Source organism: Arenibacter arenosicollis, assembly GCF_014397245.1.
Taxonomy (GTDB): domain Bacteria; phylum Bacteroidota; class Bacteroidia; order Flavobacteriales; family Flavobacteriaceae; genus Arenibacter; species Arenibacter arenosicollis.
Genome location: NZ_JACLHY010000024.1, coordinates 40,515 through 59,554 on the forward strand (window position 1 = coordinate 40,515; position 19,040 = coordinate 59,554).

General features: G+C 38.4%; 15 protein-coding genes. 10 read left to right on the plus strand and 5 right to left on the minus strand.

Annotated features, from left to right (window positions below; translation table 11 throughout):
* The first annotated feature begins 77 nt into the window (after window positions 1-77).
* The 6 genes from H4O18_RS18150 to H4O18_RS18175 all read left to right on the plus strand — a co-directional run bounded on the left by H4O18_RS18150 (window position 78) and on the right by H4O18_RS18175 (window position 10,991).
* The gene (locus H4O18_RS18150) at window positions 78-1,244 is read left to right on the plus strand and encodes a FecR family protein (RefSeq protein WP_187587271.1); all 1,167 of its coding nucleotides are present in this window, start codon (window positions 78-80) and stop codon (window positions 1,242-1,244) included.
* A 168-nt stretch (window positions 1,245-1,412) separates the two neighbouring features.
* On the plus strand, window positions 1,413-4,793 hold the full coding sequence (locus H4O18_RS18155) for a SusC/RagA family TonB-linked outer membrane protein (RefSeq protein ID WP_246474418.1): 3,381 nt from the start codon (window positions 1,413-1,415) through the stop codon (window positions 4,791-4,793).
* A gap of 47 nt (window positions 4,794-4,840) precedes the next feature.
* Window positions 4,841-6,361: a RagB/SusD family nutrient uptake outer membrane protein gene (locus tag H4O18_RS18160; RefSeq protein WP_187587273.1), complete on the plus strand. Its 1,521-nt coding sequence runs from the start codon at window positions 4,841-4,843 to the stop codon at window positions 6,359-6,361.
* 101 nt (window positions 6,362-6,462) lie between these two features.
* Complete coding sequence (locus H4O18_RS18165) at window positions 6,463-7,938, plus strand: sulfatase (protein WP_187587275.1); 1,476 nt, start codon at window positions 6,463-6,465, stop codon at window positions 7,936-7,938.
* On the plus strand, window positions 7,925-9,403 hold the full coding sequence (locus tag H4O18_RS18170) for an arylsulfatase (protein WP_187587277.1): 1,479 nt from the start codon (window positions 7,925-7,927) through the stop codon (window positions 9,401-9,403). Before H4O18_RS18165 ends, H4O18_RS18170 begins: the two co-directional genes overlap by 14 nt.
* Window positions 9,404-9,593: 190 nt before the next feature.
* On the plus strand, window positions 9,594-10,991 hold the full coding sequence (locus H4O18_RS18175; protein ID WP_187587279.1) for a sulfatase family protein: 1,398 nt from the start codon (window positions 9,594-9,596) through the stop codon (window positions 10,989-10,991).
* Between the two features lie 382 nt (window positions 10,992-11,373).
* Here the strand turns inward: H4O18_RS18175 and H4O18_RS18180 are convergent, their stop codons facing one another.
* Window positions 11,374-11,730: a hypothetical protein gene (locus H4O18_RS18180; protein WP_187587281.1), complete on the minus strand. Its 357-nt coding sequence runs from the start codon at window positions 11,728-11,730 to the stop codon at window positions 11,374-11,376.
* 120 nt (window positions 11,731-11,850) lie between these two features.
* Here H4O18_RS18180 and H4O18_RS18185 point away from each other — a divergent pair, with 120 nt between their 5' ends.
* Window positions 11,851-12,432 carry a MiaE family protein gene (locus tag H4O18_RS18185; RefSeq protein WP_187587283.1) on the plus strand — a complete coding sequence of 194 codons (582 nt, stop codon included), beginning with the start codon at window positions 11,851-11,853 and terminating at the stop codon, window positions 12,430-12,432.
* Window positions 12,433-13,184: 752 nt separating this feature from the next.
* On the opposite strand, the gene H4O18_RS18190 is transcribed toward H4O18_RS18185, so the two are convergent.
* The 4 genes from H4O18_RS18190 to H4O18_RS18205 all read right to left on the minus strand — a co-directional run bounded on the left by H4O18_RS18190 (window position 13,185) and on the right by H4O18_RS18205 (window position 15,470).
* Window positions 13,185-13,607 (minus strand): hypothetical protein, encoded by a 423-nt coding sequence (locus H4O18_RS18190; RefSeq protein ID WP_187587285.1) that lies wholly within the window; start codon window positions 13,605-13,607, stop codon window positions 13,185-13,187.
* Between the two features lie 262 nt (window positions 13,608-13,869).
* A complete protein-coding gene (locus tag H4O18_RS18195; RefSeq protein WP_187587287.1) occupies window positions 13,870-14,370 on the minus strand; it encodes a hypothetical protein in 501 nt (166 codons plus the stop codon).
* A gap of 88 nt (window positions 14,371-14,458) precedes the next feature.
* On the minus strand, window positions 14,459-14,896 hold the full coding sequence (locus H4O18_RS18200) for an Hsp20/alpha crystallin family protein (protein WP_187587289.1): 438 nt from the start codon (window positions 14,894-14,896) through the stop codon (window positions 14,459-14,461).
* A 94-nt stretch (window positions 14,897-14,990) separates the two neighbouring features.
* Window positions 14,991-15,470 carry an Hsp20/alpha crystallin family protein gene (locus tag H4O18_RS18205; protein WP_187587290.1) on the minus strand — a complete coding sequence of 160 codons (480 nt, stop codon included), beginning with the start codon at window positions 15,468-15,470 and terminating at the stop codon, window positions 14,991-14,993.
* 440 nt (window positions 15,471-15,910) lie between these two features.
* Here H4O18_RS18205 and H4O18_RS18210 point away from each other — a divergent pair, with 440 nt between their 5' ends.
* The 3 genes from H4O18_RS18210 to H4O18_RS18220 all read left to right on the plus strand — a co-directional run bounded on the left by H4O18_RS18210 (window position 15,911) and on the right by H4O18_RS18220 (window position 18,921).
* Window positions 15,911-16,669: an RNA polymerase sigma factor gene (locus H4O18_RS18210; RefSeq protein ID WP_187587292.1), complete on the plus strand. Its 759-nt coding sequence runs from the start codon at window positions 15,911-15,913 to the stop codon at window positions 16,667-16,669.
* A gap of 448 nt (window positions 16,670-17,117) precedes the next feature.
* The gene (locus H4O18_RS18215) at window positions 17,118-17,276 is read left to right on the plus strand and encodes a hypothetical protein (RefSeq protein ID WP_187587294.1); all 159 of its coding nucleotides are present in this window, start codon (window positions 17,118-17,120) and stop codon (window positions 17,274-17,276) included.
* A gap of 112 nt (window positions 17,277-17,388) precedes the next feature.
* Entirely contained in the window at window positions 17,389-18,921 is a 1,533-nt protein-coding gene (locus H4O18_RS18220; protein WP_246474429.1) for a Do family serine endopeptidase, read from the plus strand.
* The last annotated feature ends 119 nt before the right edge of the window (window positions 18,922-19,040 follow it).

The window sequence follows — 19,040 nt, forward strand, 5'->3', positions numbered from 1 at the left end:
GGTAAATATGAAAAAAAAATGTGAAAAAAGTAAGGGTTTCTTAAAATGGCTTCGTATAAATGTGAATTGTATAACGAATGAAACCAAAAAAGGTACATAGATTAATAGTAAAATATATTACGTCTTCAATTTCAGGTGCGGAGTTGGATCAATTGGAAATTGAACTGAAAAAGCCTTCAAACGATCAAATTTTTAACGATTATACAAGATTAAATTATAGAATTGACCGTAAAATGAAAAGCTACGATACCGAGAAATCAAAACAACTTTTACTGGATAAAATTAAGAAGGACAAGGGGAATCTTGAAAAGCTCAAATATAGAAATGTCCTCAAGTATGCTGCCATTATTATTTTTTCCATGACTTTGGGGTACTTTGTCAATGACAAACTTTCCAATGAGGCCACTACTGAAGAATTCGCACCTAAAGAGAATTTTATTACCCTGGAACGTGAAGATGGAAATATCCAAGTTATTTCAGAAGATGGCACTTCGGAAGTAATTGACTCGGAAGGCAATGTAGTTGGCTCCCAAGTGGGAAATCAACTTGTATATGCCAATGGCAGCATTTCCATTTCGGAAGAACCTGTCTACAATACACTTCATGTGCCTTACGGGAAACATTTTAAATTGAAATTATCAGATGGCTCCTTAGCTTACTTGAACGCGGGTTCTTCCATTAAGTATCCAGTAGAGTTTATAAAAGGTAAAGATCGTACTGTATTCTTAACAGGGGAGGCATTTTTGGAAGTGGCGGAAGATAAAGAACATCCATTTATTGTAAAGGCAGCTAATTTGGATATTAGGGTTTTCGGAACAAAGTTCAATGTATCGGCGTATCCGGAGGATATAGTTAAAGACGTTGTGTTGGTAGAGGGATCTGTTGGGTTGTATTCAGGAACCGATATGAGCATAGGCAATGAAGGAACAGTTCTTACACCTGGCCTCAAGGGCAGCTATGACAATACAAAGGGAAATATTACTACCGAACCAGTTGTTACCAGTATATACACTTCGTGGGTTCAGGGTGTATTGGTATTTAGAAATATGACGTTCGAAAATATTCTTAAAAAATTGGAACGGCATTACAATGTCAAGATCGTCAATAAAAATTCGAAACTGGCTTCGGCTAAATTCAACGCCAGTTTTGATGATATGCCTATCGATAAAATTTTGGAATACTTTAAAGGGGAATACAATATTGATTACTCGGTAATTAATGACAACGAAATAATTGTAAACTAAATAACTAAAACTCAAATAAAAACTGCCAATGAAAAACTAAAAACAATAAAAAACTCACTTTGTTTCTCCCCAAGAAGGGAATAAAAAAATCGGAAAATGTCTCACCATTTCCCGATCAGTAGAAGTGATTAACCACAATGTATAACCACAATCAAACATTATAAAAGTATGAAAAAAATTCTTGACCAAAAGAGAAGGTCGTACCCATTGCTTAAACTCAGTTTAAAGATGAAGATCAGTATGTTATTCATGTTTTTGGTACTGTTTACCATGCAGGCCAATTCATCCTATGCACAGCGTACAAAGATAACATTGGACCTTAACAACGTAACGGTAGAAAGGCTTATTGATGAAATTGAAAGTCAAACCGATTTTCATTTTGTATACCAAATAAAGGAAGTTGATCTAAATCGTTTAGTAAGTGTAAAAGCCAATAAGGAGCTTGTTACCAGTATTCTGAAAAGGATATTTGGGAATACAAGAACCACGCACAATGTTGTGGATAAGCAAATATTTCTAAAAGAACGTGGTGTTTCAGGGAGTACTGACAATTCAAAGTTCTTGTCCAGTTTCTATAAATTTCAATCCACGGTTTCTGGACAAATTGTAGATGACAATGGCGCCCCTTTATCCGGTGCAAACATCGTTGAAAAAGGAACAACCAACGGTGTTACAGCCGATTTTGACGGAAATTTCACTATAGAAGTTACTGGTGAAAATGCCGTTTTGGTTGTATCCTATATCGGGTTTGCCACCAAGGAGGTACAGGTAAACGGACAGACCAGTCTTAGTGTAGTTTTAGTGGAAAGTGCGGCTGGCTTGGACGAGGTAGTATTAATAGGTTACGGTGAAGTTCGCAGAAAGGATTTGACTGGTTCCGTGAGTAAAGTTGGTGGGGCGGATTTGGAAAACCTTCCGGTAGCTAGGATAGACCAATCTTTGCAGGGAAGGGCTTCCGGTGTTCAAGTTTCACAAATTAGCGGTGAGCCCGGTACGGCTACGACTATAAGGATACGTGGCGGTAATTCTATCCAAGGAAACAATGAACCACTTTGGGTAATAGATGGAATTATCGTAGGAACCGATTATAATTTGAGCAACCTGAATACAAACGATATTCAATCCATAGATATTCTGAAAGATGCCGTTGCCGTTTCTATATATGGTACTAGAGGTGCCAATGGAGTTATATTGGTCACAACAAAAAGTGGAGCCGGTGCCACGCCTGGAAAACCGAATGTGTCGATTAATGCATACACCGGGCTTCAGTCCATGGTTACCCAGGTAGATTTCCTTGATGGTCCCCAACATGCGGCCTATGCCAATGAGGATGCCACATTTAGAAATGCTGCTTTGCCTTTTCCCGATCTTTCCAGTGTTCCCAATGTAGATTGGATTGATCAGGTAACGCATACGGCCCCGGTTCAAAATATAGATGTTTCGGTATCAGGTGTTTCCGAGAGTAGAAATGTCAATTATTATGTATCCGGAAATTATTTTGAACAGGATGGTCTTGTTAGGGCTACAGGAATCAATAAATATATTTTCAGGACCAATTTGGATATTAAACTTTCTGAAATGTTCAAAGTAGGTTTCAGGGTGAATATTTCCAAACTGAAAAAGGAAAATAACAAATTTAGCTTAGATGATCTTTTTCTATTCACTACTCCTACAAGAGCAATTTATGACGAAAATGGGAATTATACCGCTTTAGATCCAATTACGGACGGAATAGCATCAAATTATGAAGCCGATATCCAACTAAAACAGAACCATAATTTGGAAACCAATATATTGGGTAATCTGTATATGGAGTTCAGACCCATTTTAAATTTGGTATTCAAATCGACTTTTAGCCCCGAATTGAACAACTTTAAAAGGAATATTTTTAATCCCGGTGCACTACCTAACAATTTAATTGTACAAAATGGAGGGAATGCCGAGGTGCGCAATTCAGTGAGAACGGGATATATCAATGAGAACACCTTAACGTATAATAGGACCATTGGTCAAGACGATTATTTAACTGTTTTGGCAGGGTTTACCATCCAAAAAACGGAACTTGAGGAAAGCGTGGCCCGGGCTTATCAAATATCAAACGATGTTACTGGATATAATAATCTTGGTTTTGGATCTAATCCTACACGTAACGAAGTAGTTTCGGGTTATGATTCTTTTCAACTGGCTTCATGGCTAGGGAGGGTAAATTATTCCTTGAAGGATAAATACCTTTTCACTATAGTGGGGAGGGTAGATGGTTCCTCTCGTTTTGCCCCTGGCAACAAGTATGCATTTTTTCCTTCTGGAGCTTTTGCCTGGAAGTTAAGTGAGGAGGAATTTATTCAAAATCTCAATGTTTTCAGTGAACTTAAGTTTCGTACCAGTTATGGGAGATCGGGAAGCCAGGCAATACCTTCTTATAGGACATTGGCTATTTTAAATGGAGCCAATACCACATTTAATGGGATAGAACAACCAGGTGTTGTTTTGGGGAGACCTGAAAATCCAGAATTAAAATGGGAGACTACCAAGCAGTTGGATATAGGTCTAGAGATGGGATTTTTTAATAATAGACTATCCGTTGAGTTTGATTATTACAAAAAAAACACAGAAGATCTCTTGCTCGATGCCCGATTGCCTAGGCAAACGGGCTTTGTAAGCAAATTGCAAAATATTGGCAAGGTGGAAAATAAAGGTGTGGAGTTTATGGTCAATAGTGTAAACGTTACAAATGACAGTTTTAAGTGGACTTCATCTCTGTCTCTATCTAGTAATAATAACAAGGTTGTAGACTTGGGGGGTGTCGATTTCATTAATCTTGCTACGCCTGCACAACAGGGAGGAACCGGAGCACGTCTTATAGTTGGCGAAAGTGCTCCTGTATTTACAGGGGTTCGTTATTTGGGAACATGGAAGTCGCAAGAAGAGATCGATGCTGCTGGATTGGGAGGTAGTCAAGATGTAGGTGGTCCCCACTTTGATGATACCAATGGTGATGGAGAGGTTAATGAAGAAGACTTTGTGGTATTAGGCAGTCCTCAACCCGATTTCTATTTTGGTCTTGGCAATACATTGTCATATAAAAACCTTGACTTGGATTTTTTCTTTCAGGGTACCTATGGCAATGAAGTTTTTAATAGTCTTACCCAAACCGCATTTTTTGGCCGTTCGGAAACAACAAAATATGCCGAAACACTCAACAGGTGGACACCTGACAATCCAACATCGGATATTCCTAGAGCAGGTGCTGTAGCAGCACTTTCGGAAATATACAACAACTCGGCCATGATCGAAGATGGTTCACATATTCGTCTTAAAAGCTTGAGATTGGGCTATAATATCCCTGTGGATAAATTAGGTTTGAAAGAGTTTAAAGCAATCAATGTATATGTTACTGGCACCAATCTTTTTATTATTTCTGATTTTAGATTAAAAGATCCAGAAACCAGCCAGTTTGATAGGGATCAGGAAAATCTTTCCATGGGATTCTCAAGAGGACAATATCCTACCTCCAGAACAATTTCCGCAGGGGTCAAAGTTAATTTCTAAAACAACAAGCTATGCATTATTTAGAAACAACATATAAGATTAAGAAAATGAAACAATATATTAATATTTTACTACTAATAACCGTCATTACTTTGCTTTTTGGCTGTGATAAATTTTTGGAGGAGGAACCTAGGGATCTTGCCTCGCCTTCCAATTTTTTTAATACACCTACGGAATTTGATTTGGCCATAGTGGGATTGTACAATATTTACAAAGGCAATTCCCTGCATGGAAAAATTGGGTTGGACAGATATTATGAGAACGGGGCCGATATTATTGGACCAAATAGAATTTTTGGTCAGGTAGAACCTACTCAGGCTTACACCTTGAGTGAAAGCAATATTGGTGCAATCGATCAAGGTGCAGGCGCACCTTTAACTTGGCAAAATTTATATGCCATTATTCTTAATGCAAATACAATTTTAGAACAATTGGATATAAATCAAACATTGACGCAGGACGAAAGGAGCCTTTTTGAAGGCCAAACTTTGTTCCTAAGGTCCTATGCCTATTACCATTTAACTAATCTTTGGGGTAACGTGCCATATTACAGGGACAATCTCCCCATAAGTGAAATACAGGTGTTACCAAGAACGGACAAAACCTTGATTAGGGACGAAATACTTGTTGACCTTCGAAGGGCGCAAGACTTAATGCCTAATTCGCTATCTGAAACAGACCAGGGAAAAGCCACCAAATGGGCTGCTGCCACAGTTATGGTAAAAATATTACTTACTCAGAAAAAATGGGAACAGGCACGGGACAAAGCATTGGACATAATCAATAGCTCCCCTCACGATTTATTGGATGATTACGCTGCGGTATTCGATCCCAATAACGAATACAATGATGAAAATATTTGGGAAATAGATTTTGTCAGAGATGTAAGAAGTAATGATTGGGTGGATCATTTTACCCCACGGATAAGGGACGAACCTAAGGACCCTACTCAGCAAAATGCCTTAAGTGCGGCTTTGGGAGAAAGAAGTGAAGGTTTTACCGGTTATGGCCTATCGATACCGTTACCGGGTTATGTCAATGATTTTCCATTGGACGACCTTAGAAGGTCACAAAATATTGTTACCGAATATCTTGGGTTTGAACTTAATTTTCCATATATGCCCAAAATGTGGAATCTAGACCAGGTAAATTCGCCTAGGGGTAACCATGGGGACAATAAGATTATATTTAGGTTAGCTGACGTGTACCTTATGGTAGCGGAAGCGGAAAATGAACTTAACGGTCCTGCAAGCGCCTACCAGTATATTAATAAGGTTCGGGAAAGGGCCTATGAGCCAGATCAGCCATTGGCAGGTCTTACCCAGGAAACTTTCCGTCAGGCTATTTATGACGAAAGACGATGGGAGCTCGGGGGCGAAGGACATAGGCGAATGGACTTGATTAGATGGGGTATACTTTTGGACGTGGTGAAAACTACGGAGTATCGTATTTATAACCCTGCAGCTAATATACAGCCACATCATATATTGCTTCCTATCCCCCCAGAAGAGTTTTCTTTGAATCCAGCTCTATTGGAATCGGACCCAACGAACAACGGATATAGATAAAAATTTTTTTATAAGCTGGTTCGGGAAACCGAGCCAGCTTATAATTATTGAATCTAAAAAAATCGGATAATTACAACTATTTCAGTTTTTATACATACAGTATGAAGCAAAATTCTACGGTTCCAAGGCTGCTTATTTTGACATTTTGTACGATTCTTATTTCTTGTCAGGAAGAAACGAAATCCAAGGTAAACGAGATAGATTTAGTAAAGCCCAATGTCATTTTTATTAATGTTGACGATTTGGGATGGAAAGATATTGGTTTCATGGGAGATGAATTTTTTGAAACCCCTAATATAGATCAACTTGCTTCGGAAAGTATGGTTTTCACAAGAAGCTATTCGGCCGCCGCCAATTGTGCACCTAGTAGGGCGTCTTTAATGACAGGCTTAAATACTCCCAGGCATGGGGTTTATACCGTTAGTCCATCGGCCCGAGGGAACAAAGAATCCCGAAAATTAATTCCCATTAAAAATACCGATTCCCTGTTATTGAAAGATGTAACTATGGCAGAGCTCTTTAAAATGGCAGGATATACCACGGGCGTTTTTGGTAAATGGCATTTAGGAATAAACCCTGTTGAACAAGGGTTTGATGTTAACAAGGGTGGAGACCTTAGGGGCAATCCTGGACTAGATGGCTATTTCAGCCCTTATAATAATTTACCCCATTTGGAAGACGGACCCGAGGGAGAGAACCTTACGGACCGACTCACCCGGGAGGGGATACAATTTATTAAAGGTAATAAGGATCGACCCTTTTTTCTATATCTTCCTTTTTATGCGGTACACACTCCTTTGCAAGCAAAACAAGGGCTTGTATTAAAATATGACAACAAATTCAACTCTAGAAAAATATCGCCAGTCTATGCAGCCATGGTGGAAACCGTAGATCAAAATGTAGGAAAGATAATGAAAAGTTTAACTGACCTCGGTTTGGAAGAAAATACTATTCTAATATTTACATCGGATAACGGTGGAATAAGAAGCATTTCAACTCAAGATCCATTAAGGGCAGGTAAAGGGTCTTACTATGAGGGAGGAATTAGGGTGCCTTGTCTAATAAAATGGCCAGGAACTACTATTGCCGAAAAAAAGATAGAAGAGCCCATCACCAATCTAGATTTTTTTCCGACTTTCATGGAGATTTTAAAGGTAGACCTTCCCGATTATAAGTCAGATGGGAACAGTTTGATACCTGTACTAAAGGGAGGGGCAATAGGGGAGAGACCTTTATTTTGGCATTTCCCCATATATTTGGAAGCCTATGACTCTATGTTGGATGATGGCCGTGATCCATTGTTTAGAACTCGCCCAGGATCGGTAGTAATGCTAGGGGATTGGAAACTACATTACTATTATGAAGATCAGGGAATGGAATTGTACAATCTAAGGGAGGATATTGGTGAACGCAATAATTTAACAGCCACCAAACCAGCTAAAACATCTGAGCTGTTGAACCTTCTAAAAGACTGGGTAGAAGAGACGGGGGCGCCAATACCCAAAGTATTAAATCCGGATTATGTTTCCGAAAGAAATTATATCAATCATAAAAAGCTAAATAATGATTATTACTAAACTAAAATCCAATTTTTTTGTTACGCTTGGTATTGTAATGTTGTTCATGGCATGCAAGGAAGAAGTAAAAACCAAAGATTTCCAAAATACTGAAGAAAAGAAGCCCAATATAATTTATATTTTGGCCGATGATCTTGGTTATGGAGACCTTAGTGTATACGGGCAGGAAAAGTTTTCTACTCCCAATATTGATCGTTTGGCATCACAGGGTATGATGTTTACCCAACATTATTCTGGAAGTACGGTATGTGCTCCTTCACGATCGGCCTTAATGACCGGGATGCATACAGGGCATACAGTGGTAAGAGGAAACAAGGAAATACAACCAGAAGGACAATATCCTATACCAGATAATACTTATACCCTAGCGGAGGCCTTAAAAAAAGCTGGTTACACTACAGGGGCTTTCGGGAAATGGGGACTAGGTTTTCCAGGTTCAGAAGGAGATCCGGTAAATCAGGGATTTGATACTTTTTTTGGATACAATTGCCAGCGTTTAGGGCATAACTATTATCCTTTTCGTCTATGGTCCAATAGGGACTCAATTGTTCTAACAGAAAATTCTGGTAAAGGCGATGCCATATATGCCCCAGAACTTATACATACCCAAACCCTAAAATTTTTGGAGGATAACAAGGAGAAACCATTTTTTCTATATGTGCCCTCAATTATTCCGCATGCGGAACTGGCAGCTCCCGAAGGCTATATGGAAAAACATAGAGGGAAATATCCACCTGAAAAAACTTATAATGGTACTGATGATGGACCTGAATTTAACCTAGGTCCTTATAGATCTCAAAAGGATTCCCATGCCGCTTTCGCAGCAATGGTTGATTTACTGGACGCTCAGGTGGGGGAAATTATGGATAAGGTTGAGGAATTGGGTCTAGCTAGTAAGACCATAATCGTATTTGCATCCGATAATGGGCCACATGAAGAAGGTGGGGCAGATCCAGAATATTTTAATAGCAACGGACCCTTAAAAGGAGTTAAACGGGATCTTTATGAAGGTGGTATTAGGGTGCCAATGATCGTTAGCTGGCCTGGAAAGATAACACCCAAAAGCAAAACGGACCACGTATCAGCATTTTGGGATATATTCCCCACCTTATCTGAAATTGTTGGAGTACCTGTTCCAGAAAATTTGGACGGGATTTCATTTCTTCCAACACTTATACAGAGCGGAAATCAATTGGAACATGATTATCTATATTGGGAATTTCATGAAAAAGGAGGTCGTCAGGCGCTAAGAAAAGGAGATTGGAAGGCAGTTAAATACGACGTTTTAAAAAATCCTGATTCCCCTATGGAACTTTACAATTTATCGGAGGATATAGGGGAAGAAAACAATTTGGCCGAATCCTACCCAGAGGTAGTGAAGGAAATGCAATCAATTTTTGAGACTGCACGCACGGATTCGGATGTTTTTACATTTTCTTCCGAAACCTATCTCTCCAAGCAATAAGGTTAGTTGAGTTTGTTTAGTTGGTAAAGGAACAATGGGAAACTGTTGTTCCTTTTTTATTTGTGCTAGTTTTCAAGAAGTATTTATAACTCTAATAAGTACTTTAACTAATCATCATTTCTTGTGGAAATTTATATATTTTTTATAACCTTTATCCAAAGACTATATTTTAAATAATTAATTAAACCAAATGAGAGTATTTAAGAAACCAACAGGCATTAATTTAGGACTGCTTTTTTTATTTTTTTCCCCAGCAGTTTTTCCCCAGGTATCGGTTAAGGGCAAACCTAACGTCATTGTAATTATGACAGATGACCAAGGTTCCATAGATCTTAATTCTTACGGGGCAACTGACCTATATACGCCTAATATGGATAGGTTGGCAAAAGAGGGGGTAAGGTTTACACAGTTCTATGCAGGAGCTCCCGTTTGTTCCCCGTCCCGTGCAGCACTTATGACGGGAAAGACCAATTTACGTGCAGGATTGGCAGGAAATGTCCCAATACCTGAACGCGCCGAAAAGAGCGGGGAACACGGACTTCCAACCGATCAGATTACCATGGCGGAGATGCTTAAACCCAATGGCTATTATACCGCCTTGATCGGTAAATGGCATTTGGGTCATCGAGAGCAGAATTTGCCCAACGGGCAGGGGTTCGATTATTTTTTTGGGCATCAGCGCGGTTGCATTGATAATTATTCACATACCTTTTATTGGGATGGTCCAAATAAGCACGATCTGTATAGAAATTCAGAGGAAGTTTATTATGATGGGGAACATTTTACGGATTTAATGGCCGAAGAGGTAAAGCAGGTGATCAATCACAGAAGGAACGAGCCATTTTTTATTTATTGGGCGTTCAATGCTCCACATTATCCCTATCAAGGAACTACCAAGTGGTTGGACTATTACAAGGACCTTCCAACACCCAGAAAGGAATATGCCGCTTTTGTATCCAATACGGATGAAAAAATAGGAAAAGTTCTTGACTATTTGGACGAGACGGGACTAGCGGAGAACACCATAGTTATTTTTCAATCGGACCATGGACATTCTTTGGAAGAACGTGCTTTTTGGGGTGGTGGAAATGCAGGTCCGTATCGAGGTAGTAAATTCAGTTTATTCGAAGGTGGAATCCGTGTACCGGCCATTATTCGTTATCCTAGGGTAATTCCTGCCAATCAGGTTCGTGATCAAGTTGTTATGGAGATGGATTGGTTTAGTACTATTGGGGAATTGACCAATTCAGAAGTGGCCGATAATCTAGATGGAAAAAGCCTTATGCCCGTTATTTTGGATGACACAAAGGAATCCCCTCATGAGGTGGTATATTGGCAGTTGGGCAATTATGATGATACCAATGCACAATGGGCAGTCCGAAAGGGTCCATGGAAGCTTATTGGCAATGTAAATGAACCCTCTGGACAAGGAGAAAAGAAGGATTTGGAGAAATTGTTCCTGGTCAATTTGGATAATGATATCGGCGAAAAAAACAATTTGGCGAAATCCAATCCAAAAAAAATGAACGAACTTTTACAGTTGCACAATTCTTGGTTAAAAACGGTTCGTACAGAAATGAAGCAGTAACTAATTTTAATATTTGGTTTTAGCTAATAATTCAATAATTTGAGTTCAATAAGTTGCAAAAGGAACAATGGAGAAACTATTGTTCCTTTTTTTGTTCTAGCACGTTGGAGTCTGATTCTGAAATGTCAACCACAGGCTAACCACACCTTATCCACACAAAAGTTATAAAGTGATAACACATTATCTAATTGTAAATCAATAAATTAATTAAAATTAAATACATGGGAATTAGGGGGAAGATAACAATATTAACTACAGCCTACCCACAAGCTAACCACAGAGCATAACCATAGCGAAATTACAATGTTAAACATGTTGCTTTTTTATGATGATTGGCGGCAAAGGAAAGCTAATCATATAATCCTTTGTTTGAACTCTGGTTTTAGCTAAGTTCTTTATTACCAATAATATTCTGCCTATTCAGTAACTTATCCGAAACCTTGTAAGTGGCTGAATATTGAAGGTTAGGTTGTTGTTTTTTGAATTCAGAAAAGGCCTTTTTATACCATTTGGGATCAGTCGCTTTTTTCCTATAGTCTTCATTTAGTTTTACATCTAAGGATTCCCCTTCCAGACGAGGTGTAATACCATGGATTCCAATTCCTAACTTCTCTATTCGCTCTAGGATTATCTCAAAATCTGATTCGGAAAAATAGAGTGTTGAATCAGTGTCAATTTCGTTATTAAGGTTTTTTAAGTTTAGAAAGATATTTTTTTCAAGAAATTCTGTTTTTTCCATATCATATATTGTTAACTATTGAATATCATCATGGATGATAAACCACTTATCTAGCGAAGTTAGTAATACTTTATTGATTTCTTTTACTGCTAATTCCTACTTTTACAAAAACATTAGGCCATGCTGCATTTAAAATTAGCAACAGACCCACGTTGGGTTAATATTGTTGAAAAAAACATAGAAGAAATTCTAACAGACCATGCTTGGTGTGAACAAAAGGCCGCTACTAATGCGATTACTATTATTACACTTAATTCTGAATACCCCGATCTGGTTACCGATTTACTCCTTTTGGCGCAAGAAGAGTTAGAACATTTTCAAATGGTACATGATATCATTAAAAAGCGCGGTTACACCTTGGGCAGAGAGCGCAAAGACAGCTATGTCAACGAGCTTTATAAGTTTATGAACAAAGGTGGTAGTAGACTTGAATCGATGGTGGATAGACTCTTATTTTCCGCTATGATTGAAGCGAGAAGCTGTGAACGTTTTAAACTACTTTCAAAAGAAATAAAGGACCCGGAACTTTCTAAATTCTACCACGATCTAATGATTAGTGAAGCAGGCCATTATACCACTTTTATTGGCTTTGCTCGCAAATACGGTCAAAATATAAATGTAGACAAACGCTGGCAAGAGCTTGTTGAATTTGAAGCTGAAGTGATAAAAAACTACGGAAAAAATGAAACAATACACGGATAAAAATTATGTTGCGCTGCGAAATTTACAACTTCATTTTGTTTGACCTACTATTGCGTGGCATACGTCACAGGTAATCGCCAGCTGGGGAATTCCCAAGACTTATACAAAATAAGAAAATTGCTATTTGTAGGGTGTAATCGAGCCAAGGAACACCTGACAGTTCTTATACAAGCCTATATTTAGGGCATCTATTCGGTTCCAATATCACTACTAAGCAGAAATAGGAGATGGTTTACTATTTACAAATGCAGAAATATGATATACCTATGTTCATTGGGTGAAAATTGAGGTACAAAAAGTCCAGGAAAGTACACGGAAATTAACCAAACTCAGTAAATAGATAATTGTGGTAAAAAGTCATTAACCCCATCCTTTAATTTCACTACCGAAGAAAATAAACATTATCATATTTCTTACCGAGCTTTTCTCTCACTTTCAGGATTCCAAATGCCTTTGAGATTTGAGCTTCAACTGTTTTTATAGTAACGTTTGGTTGTTCCGATATTTCAACGTTGGTATGGCCTTCTTATCTACTTAAAATAAAGAGCTGTTGGCATTTTGGGGGTAGTTCAGTAATCATTAAAAGATTTTTTAATAGTTCAGTTCCTAAAAACGGTCCTTATAAAAGACTCCTTTTTTTCACCATCCAAAATATTCGGAATTGGGAGACTAATTCATATTGACCTAATTAGAACTAAAATATCACAAAATGTAAAACTTGTGATGCTATCCTGCGATCAATCTATTCTAACTTACTCCCGAGCAATTAGATTTTCTTCGTACTCGAATGTTTCAGGTATAGGTTGAATCTGTGCCTTAATTCGTATATACTCCTGCCAACGATACGATTCAAGAACATCGACCATGTCTGAAGTCTCCAGACTTGATAGGCGTTTTAGTAAATCATACTTCGCTTTGGGCGATAAATTGGAATCCTGCTCTACGGCCCGCTTTTTTACCAAATACTTAGCCACTGTTGATTGGAACTCCAAGGCTTGGTCGACACCCATTACGAGGCGTGGCTGATATTGGGCTGTAATTTCCTTGGCCTCAAGACGGATGTTTCGGTCTATTTTCAAGGCGTACAAGGTTTGTCCCCTTAAGTTGGAAAAGACACATATGATCATTGCCAATACTAAGTACTTGAATTGGGAAATTGAAACGTTTTTTATCATAATTATATATTTTTATTTTTTACGGATTTTAGTCAGTTTGCTACGAATTCGTTTTATAGTTTAGGATACGGGCGAGTACCTACTAATAATTACCAAAAAAGAACCGCCAAAAAAATATGGATGCCATGTATAATAAGGAAAAGACCAGCAGCCAAATAATACCAAACAAGCCAGCGAATACGGCGACCAGTCTTTTCTTGAAAAATCGATTTATTTTGAACCCCATGGCATTTCATTTTGGAATTTTTTATATAACGACCAACTAATCTTGACTTACCGTATCTTTTTCTGCCTCGATAAGCGGTTGGTACCTATCCAAAAATTGTTTTTGCATGGCCACCATACGTTCGTGCATCTTTTCTATATCCATAAAGTCTTTTCCGAAATCGTTCTCAAAAAAATCATTATTGAAGAACCGTTTGGTAAAAAGTGAGTCCTCGGCAAACAAATCGCCTATTCCTTCCTTGTCAAAGTCGAATTGGGAGAAGTTTCTGTAAAACTTGGATTGCAACGATTTCAGGGTACTATCGCGATCAAGGGTCGCCAGATTCTCTAGATCACTACCCGAAGACCAGGTGTAGATCGAATCGTAACGTATCATGTTCCCAGCTTCATCGAATTCCTTGTTTACCTTCCAACTGCCCTTGGGTGCTTGGGCCATTTCGTCGCTCTTACCGATATCTACTTCCTTATCTTTATTATCATTACTGTTACAGCCAGTACTTAATAGCACCGATAATATGAGAATTGCATATTTTTTCATAACATTTGTTTTAGATTCAACTATGTAAACATTTAGGGTTGAACAAATTTTAATTCGCACTTTGTCATTGCGTATTATAGTTTATGATTCATTTGACTTCGATAATTCTGTTTTTCTTTTCAGGTCTATTAGCCTTACCCACTCTAATATCCAATCTGCCGTTCTTCATTTTGGCCTGTATTTTTTCAGGATCGGCATTGGAGGGCAAACCGAAGGCTCTGTAGAACGAATTGCTTACAAACTCCGTGCGTACCCAGTTTTTATGCTTTTCCTCGTGGCTCTGTTCTTTTTGGGCACTTACGATAATATAATCGTCCTGTATTTCTATGTTGACATCGTTCTTGTCCAATCCAGGCAGTGCGAGCGAGAGTTCAAATACCTTCTCTTCATCACTGATATTGGTGGAGGGAATTGTTACCAGTTCCTCGTTATCAGTATTTTTGTTCGGTAACAGCTTCCCGAAAAAGTTGTCTATAAAGGGTGGGATTTTAATATCCTTTCCTATTTCTTTTCCAAATACTTTCATTTTCAATATAATTTAAAGTTCCTATTCGATAAAGACGTATACACGATTGAATTTATAAAAAGGCCGGCAGTACCGGCCTTTTAAAACTCAATCCTTATGAAATCTTGATAGTTCTGGCGGGTTTTTGGATCGCCTCTTCTTTTTTGGGAAGGTGAATGCTCAGTACCCCATCGGTATACTCCGCATTGATATCATCCTCGTTCACCGTTTCCGGTAGCGAGAACGAACGCTTGAAAGAAGAATAGCCAAACTCCCTGCGGGTAAAATTGTCTTCTTTCTGTTCGTTGCTTTCTTCCATCTGTGTGCTAATGGAAAGCACCTGATTATCCAAGTCGATCTGGAAATCGGATTTTTTCAACCCTGGTACCGCCATATCTACAAAATAGGCATCCTTGGTCTCCCTGATATTTACTTTGGGCAGGGTCATGCCCGTATTAAAGTTTGAAGTAAAAACCGAAGGTATCTCCCTATTGAACACTTCATCTATCCAAGAGGACCAGGTTGGGTAGTTAAGGCCATTCGAATTTGTGTTTGCCATACTCCCGTTTTTTCTTGTTGTTACTAGATTGCTCATAACTACAAAAATTTTTAGGTTAAACATTAATTCAAATAATCTGTAAAAAAATGGACAAATAAAATGCCAAAATTGGAGACACTGTTCTATGGAGAATTTTTTAAAAATCCTTTAAGAAATTTAGAAAAAAATTATTAAAAAAGTTTTAAAATAAATGTCGATTTGACATTGTGGGATTGAGTAATAATGACAATTTTTCAGAATCAACTACCTGTATGTCATGTTCTTATAAATATTATTATAAAGAAGTAATACCCAAAATAATATGGGATTACTAAATATGAAAATTTCAAATTAAGTTATTTTTTCATGGAATTTGGCATGGCATTTGAAAATTTCATAATACATATTAAATGATATCATTGTACGGTACTATAATGAATCGTTTGTTCTTTAATAACTCATGTAAAACGGATTTAAATTACAAAATTTAGTTAGCCATGAAAAAAAGCGAAAAAGAAAACACAGCGTATAACCCACGAGGTCTTCATGGACTTGCGGCCCTCTCCTTCCAGGGGTTGATTCGCCTAAAGGAAGATAATGATCAAATAGAGTTCAACAAGGCAGTACAACAGTTATTGCCCGATGTAAACAGCTATATCGCCCGTCGACTAAGCGCCGCAGTCAGAAACGGTCATCTACCCTCTGGGAAATATAAGGTCGAAGATTTTACCGACGAACTCTATCTCAAGGCGTATGACCAAATCAAGGAAGTGGAGGATGAAAGAGATTTGCTCCCTTGGTTGTTCAAAAAAGCCGATGAGCTTTTACAGAATATCATTGTCGATGAGGAGTTTAACGAAACCTTTTTTGAGAATATCGACAACTACTCCCAGAGTGAATGGAAACAGATGCAAGCTGATTTTAGCACCGATGGCGATGGCGACCTGATACTGCTCGAAGAGTTCGATGATCCCTCTTACCCCGATTATGAATATACATTAAAAGATGTTTTCGTAGAAGAAAGCCCTGAAAATGAATGGTTGGAAAAACTGAATTCCGAACTTGGCGATGGGCAGATTCACGCCTATATCGATATGGTATTGCACCACTTGCCCACTCCCATGCGCTCGATTTATGACTTAGTTGTAAACCAACGTTTCGAGCCCTATGAAATCGCTAAGATCAAGCAAATCTCGGTCTATCAGGTCGAACAATATTTGAAACAAGCGAGAAGAAGCATTCGGGTAAGTTTGTAAAAAAGATTTACCGTTGAACCTAAAATTAAGGCGGAATGGAACAGGACGGATTAGCATATGAAGTATCGTGGGAAGAAGAAATTCCAGGGAACAATGGAAAAAAAATAATGGATTAAATCCAATCAATCCATATTTAGAAATATAGAATTTTTTAATCCATTTTCAGATTAAAAAAGCAAGTTGCGGCTGCCCATCTCTTTCATCAGTATTTTGGGTTGTAGCAGCACAGGTATGGGTACTTCTGTCGACCTTATCGTAAACTATATTTATATGGGGCATACCTGGCAAAAGGTTCGCCTTTTTTGAGTTTTCGTGGCTAGTACAAAGAGTTGGATTACCGAGCTTATACTTTTAAACTTTTAGAAAAAATTAGCATTTTCATCGCTTTTTTTGGCACAAGATTTGTCCGTAAACGTTTAGTTATTAAGTTCTTAAAAGTTTTTTTGATATGGAAAAATTAGCGTATGGTCTATCTTTTTTGACCGTCCTTTATATCATATTTTTATATCTCACGGCAAAAACGCTACTAAAGGACACCTTGTACAAAGATTCTTTTTCTGCTACCAAGAAGAAATCCAAGGATAAAAATAGACCAAATAAATTCTAATAATAATAGCATTGACATTTTATGTCAATAGGCAATATCAATTTTTCAGATTTCCTCTGAGGAGACCTTATATTAATGAATTAATTTGAAGTTTAACATAAAATTAGTTACTATGAAAAACAACATAAAAACACAAAAGGGATGGAAGATGTATCTTGTTTCAGCACTTATCGCGCTAGTGGTAAGTTTCGGAGTAATAAAAGGAAACCAATGGTTGCAGAATGAACCTGTGACCATTCAAAAGGTGAGCGGTGTAAATGGTCAACATGTTCTTTATACAGCCGATGACGAGGGCAATATAAAACCATTGGATTTCACCAATACCACTGAGAAAGTCCTGGATGCCGTCGTACATATTAAATCGATGCGTACAATGGGCAATGAAAACATGGGCCGGTTCGAATATCGCCGGTTGCCCGACCCTTTCAGGGAGTTTTTCGGAGATAGATTTAACGATTCACCTCAAATGCCGGATGGCAGGTTGCAACCACGGCCCATGTACGGTTCGGGTTCGGGTGTGATTATCAACGAAAAAGGATATATCATCACGAACAATCACGTAATTGACAATGCCGATGAGGTAGAGGTAACCTTGTACGATAATAAGACCTACAAGGCAACAGTTATGGGTACAGATCCATCTACAGATTTGGCATTGCTCCAGATCAAAGCCGACAATTTGAAAACAATGGCCATGGTCAATTCCGATGATGTAAAGGTCGGGGAATGGGTATTGGCCGTTGGGAATCCTATGGGTCTCAATTCCACCGTTACTGCAGGGATTGTAAGTGCAAAGGCACGTAACATCAATATCAATAAGGAGAAATTCGCCGTAGAGAGCTTTATTCAGACAGATGCGGCTATCAACCCTGGAAATAGTGGTGGTGCATTGGTCAATTTGGAAGGAAATCTTGTAGGGATCAATACGGCCATCGCTAGTCAAACCGGAAGTTATAGCGGTTATGGCTTCGCAGTACCCAGTAACATTGTAACCAAAGTAGTCGAGGATATTCTGAAATATGGAAGCGTACAGCGCGGAATGTTAGGCGTGACCATTCGTACAATGGACGGTACGCTCGCCAAGGAAAAAGAGGTGGATTTTTCAAAAGGTGTTTGGGTCGAGAATGTCGGAGAGAACAGTGCTGCTGAGAAGGCCGGTATCGAGAAGGGTGACATCATCACTAAAGTCAACGATGTTTTGGTGAATACATCACCAAGGTTGCAGGAGATCATTGCCAGTAAAAGACCGGGGGATGAAGTAACGGTTACGGTAAAACGTGATGGAAAAGAGAAGACCTTCCGCGTTATTCTTGAAAATTCCAAGGGTACTACCGATATCATAAAGAAAGAAAAGAAAGAGGTTTTAAACTTGCTAGGAGCCGATTTTGAGACACTGGAAGTGGATATTGCGGAGAAGCTGGATATCGACGGTGGCGTAAAGGTTGTGCGTCTATATCCCGGTAAAATCAGAAAAGAGACCCAAATGCGTGAAGGCTTTATCATAACCCATATAGACGGTAAAAAAGTCAAGGATATAGAAGATGTTGCGGATATTCTTGAAGACAAAGATGGTGGCGTTATGTTAGAGGGCACTTATGAGGACAGACCTGGCAAATATTATTATGCTTTCGGAATGGATTCTTGATCAAAGAGGGGCGAAAGCCCTTTTTTTGGATTATAACCAATATCTGAAAATCTGACGTTATTAGGAATTAATAAATCGCCTATACAAAACTGACATTCTAAATACACACTTAATGATTA

What these genes read in the sequence shown, in the direction of transcription:
- H4O18_RS18150 (WP_187587271.1), top strand. Translation starts at nt 78, where the DNA reads ATGAAACCAAAAAAGGTACATAGATTAATAGTAAAATATATTACGTCT.
- H4O18_RS18155 (WP_246474418.1), top strand. Translation starts at nt 1,413, where the DNA reads ATGAAAAAAATTCTTGACCAAAAGAGAAGGTCGTACCCATTGCTTAAA.
- H4O18_RS18160 (WP_187587273.1), top strand. Translation starts at nt 4,841, where the DNA reads ATGAAACAATATATTAATATTTTACTACTAATAACCGTCATTACTTTG.
- H4O18_RS18165 (WP_187587275.1), top strand. Translation starts at nt 6,463, where the DNA reads ATGAAGCAAAATTCTACGGTTCCAAGGCTGCTTATTTTGACATTTTGT.
- H4O18_RS18170 (WP_187587277.1), top strand. Translation starts at nt 7,925, where the DNA reads ATGATTATTACTAAACTAAAATCCAATTTTTTTGTTACGCTTGGTATT.
- H4O18_RS18175 (WP_187587279.1), top strand. Translation starts at nt 9,594, where the DNA reads ATGAGAGTATTTAAGAAACCAACAGGCATTAATTTAGGACTGCTTTTT.
- H4O18_RS18180 (WP_187587281.1), bottom strand. Translation starts at nt 11,730, where the DNA reads ATGGAAAAAACAGAATTTCTTGAAAAAAATATCTTTCTAAACTTAAAA.
- H4O18_RS18185 (WP_187587283.1), top strand. Translation starts at nt 11,851, where the DNA reads ATGCTGCATTTAAAATTAGCAACAGACCCACGTTGGGTTAATATTGTT.
- H4O18_RS18190 (WP_187587285.1), bottom strand. Translation starts at nt 13,607, where the DNA reads ATGATAAAAAACGTTTCAATTTCCCAATTCAAGTACTTAGTATTGGCA.
- H4O18_RS18195 (WP_187587287.1), bottom strand. Translation starts at nt 14,370, where the DNA reads ATGAAAAAATATGCAATTCTCATATTATCGGTGCTATTAAGTACTGGC.
- H4O18_RS18200 (WP_187587289.1), bottom strand. Translation starts at nt 14,896, where the DNA reads ATGAAAGTATTTGGAAAAGAAATAGGAAAGGATATTAAAATCCCACCC.
- H4O18_RS18205 (WP_187587290.1), bottom strand. Translation starts at nt 15,470, where the DNA reads ATGAGCAATCTAGTAACAACAAGAAAAAACGGGAGTATGGCAAACACA.
- H4O18_RS18210 (WP_187587292.1), top strand. Translation starts at nt 15,911, where the DNA reads ATGAAAAAAAGCGAAAAAGAAAACACAGCGTATAACCCACGAGGTCTT.
- H4O18_RS18215 (WP_187587294.1), top strand. Translation starts at nt 17,118, where the DNA reads ATGGAAAAATTAGCGTATGGTCTATCTTTTTTGACCGTCCTTTATATC.
- H4O18_RS18220 (WP_246474429.1), top strand. Translation starts at nt 17,389, where the DNA reads ATGAAAAACAACATAAAAACACAAAAGGGATGGAAGATGTATCTTGTT.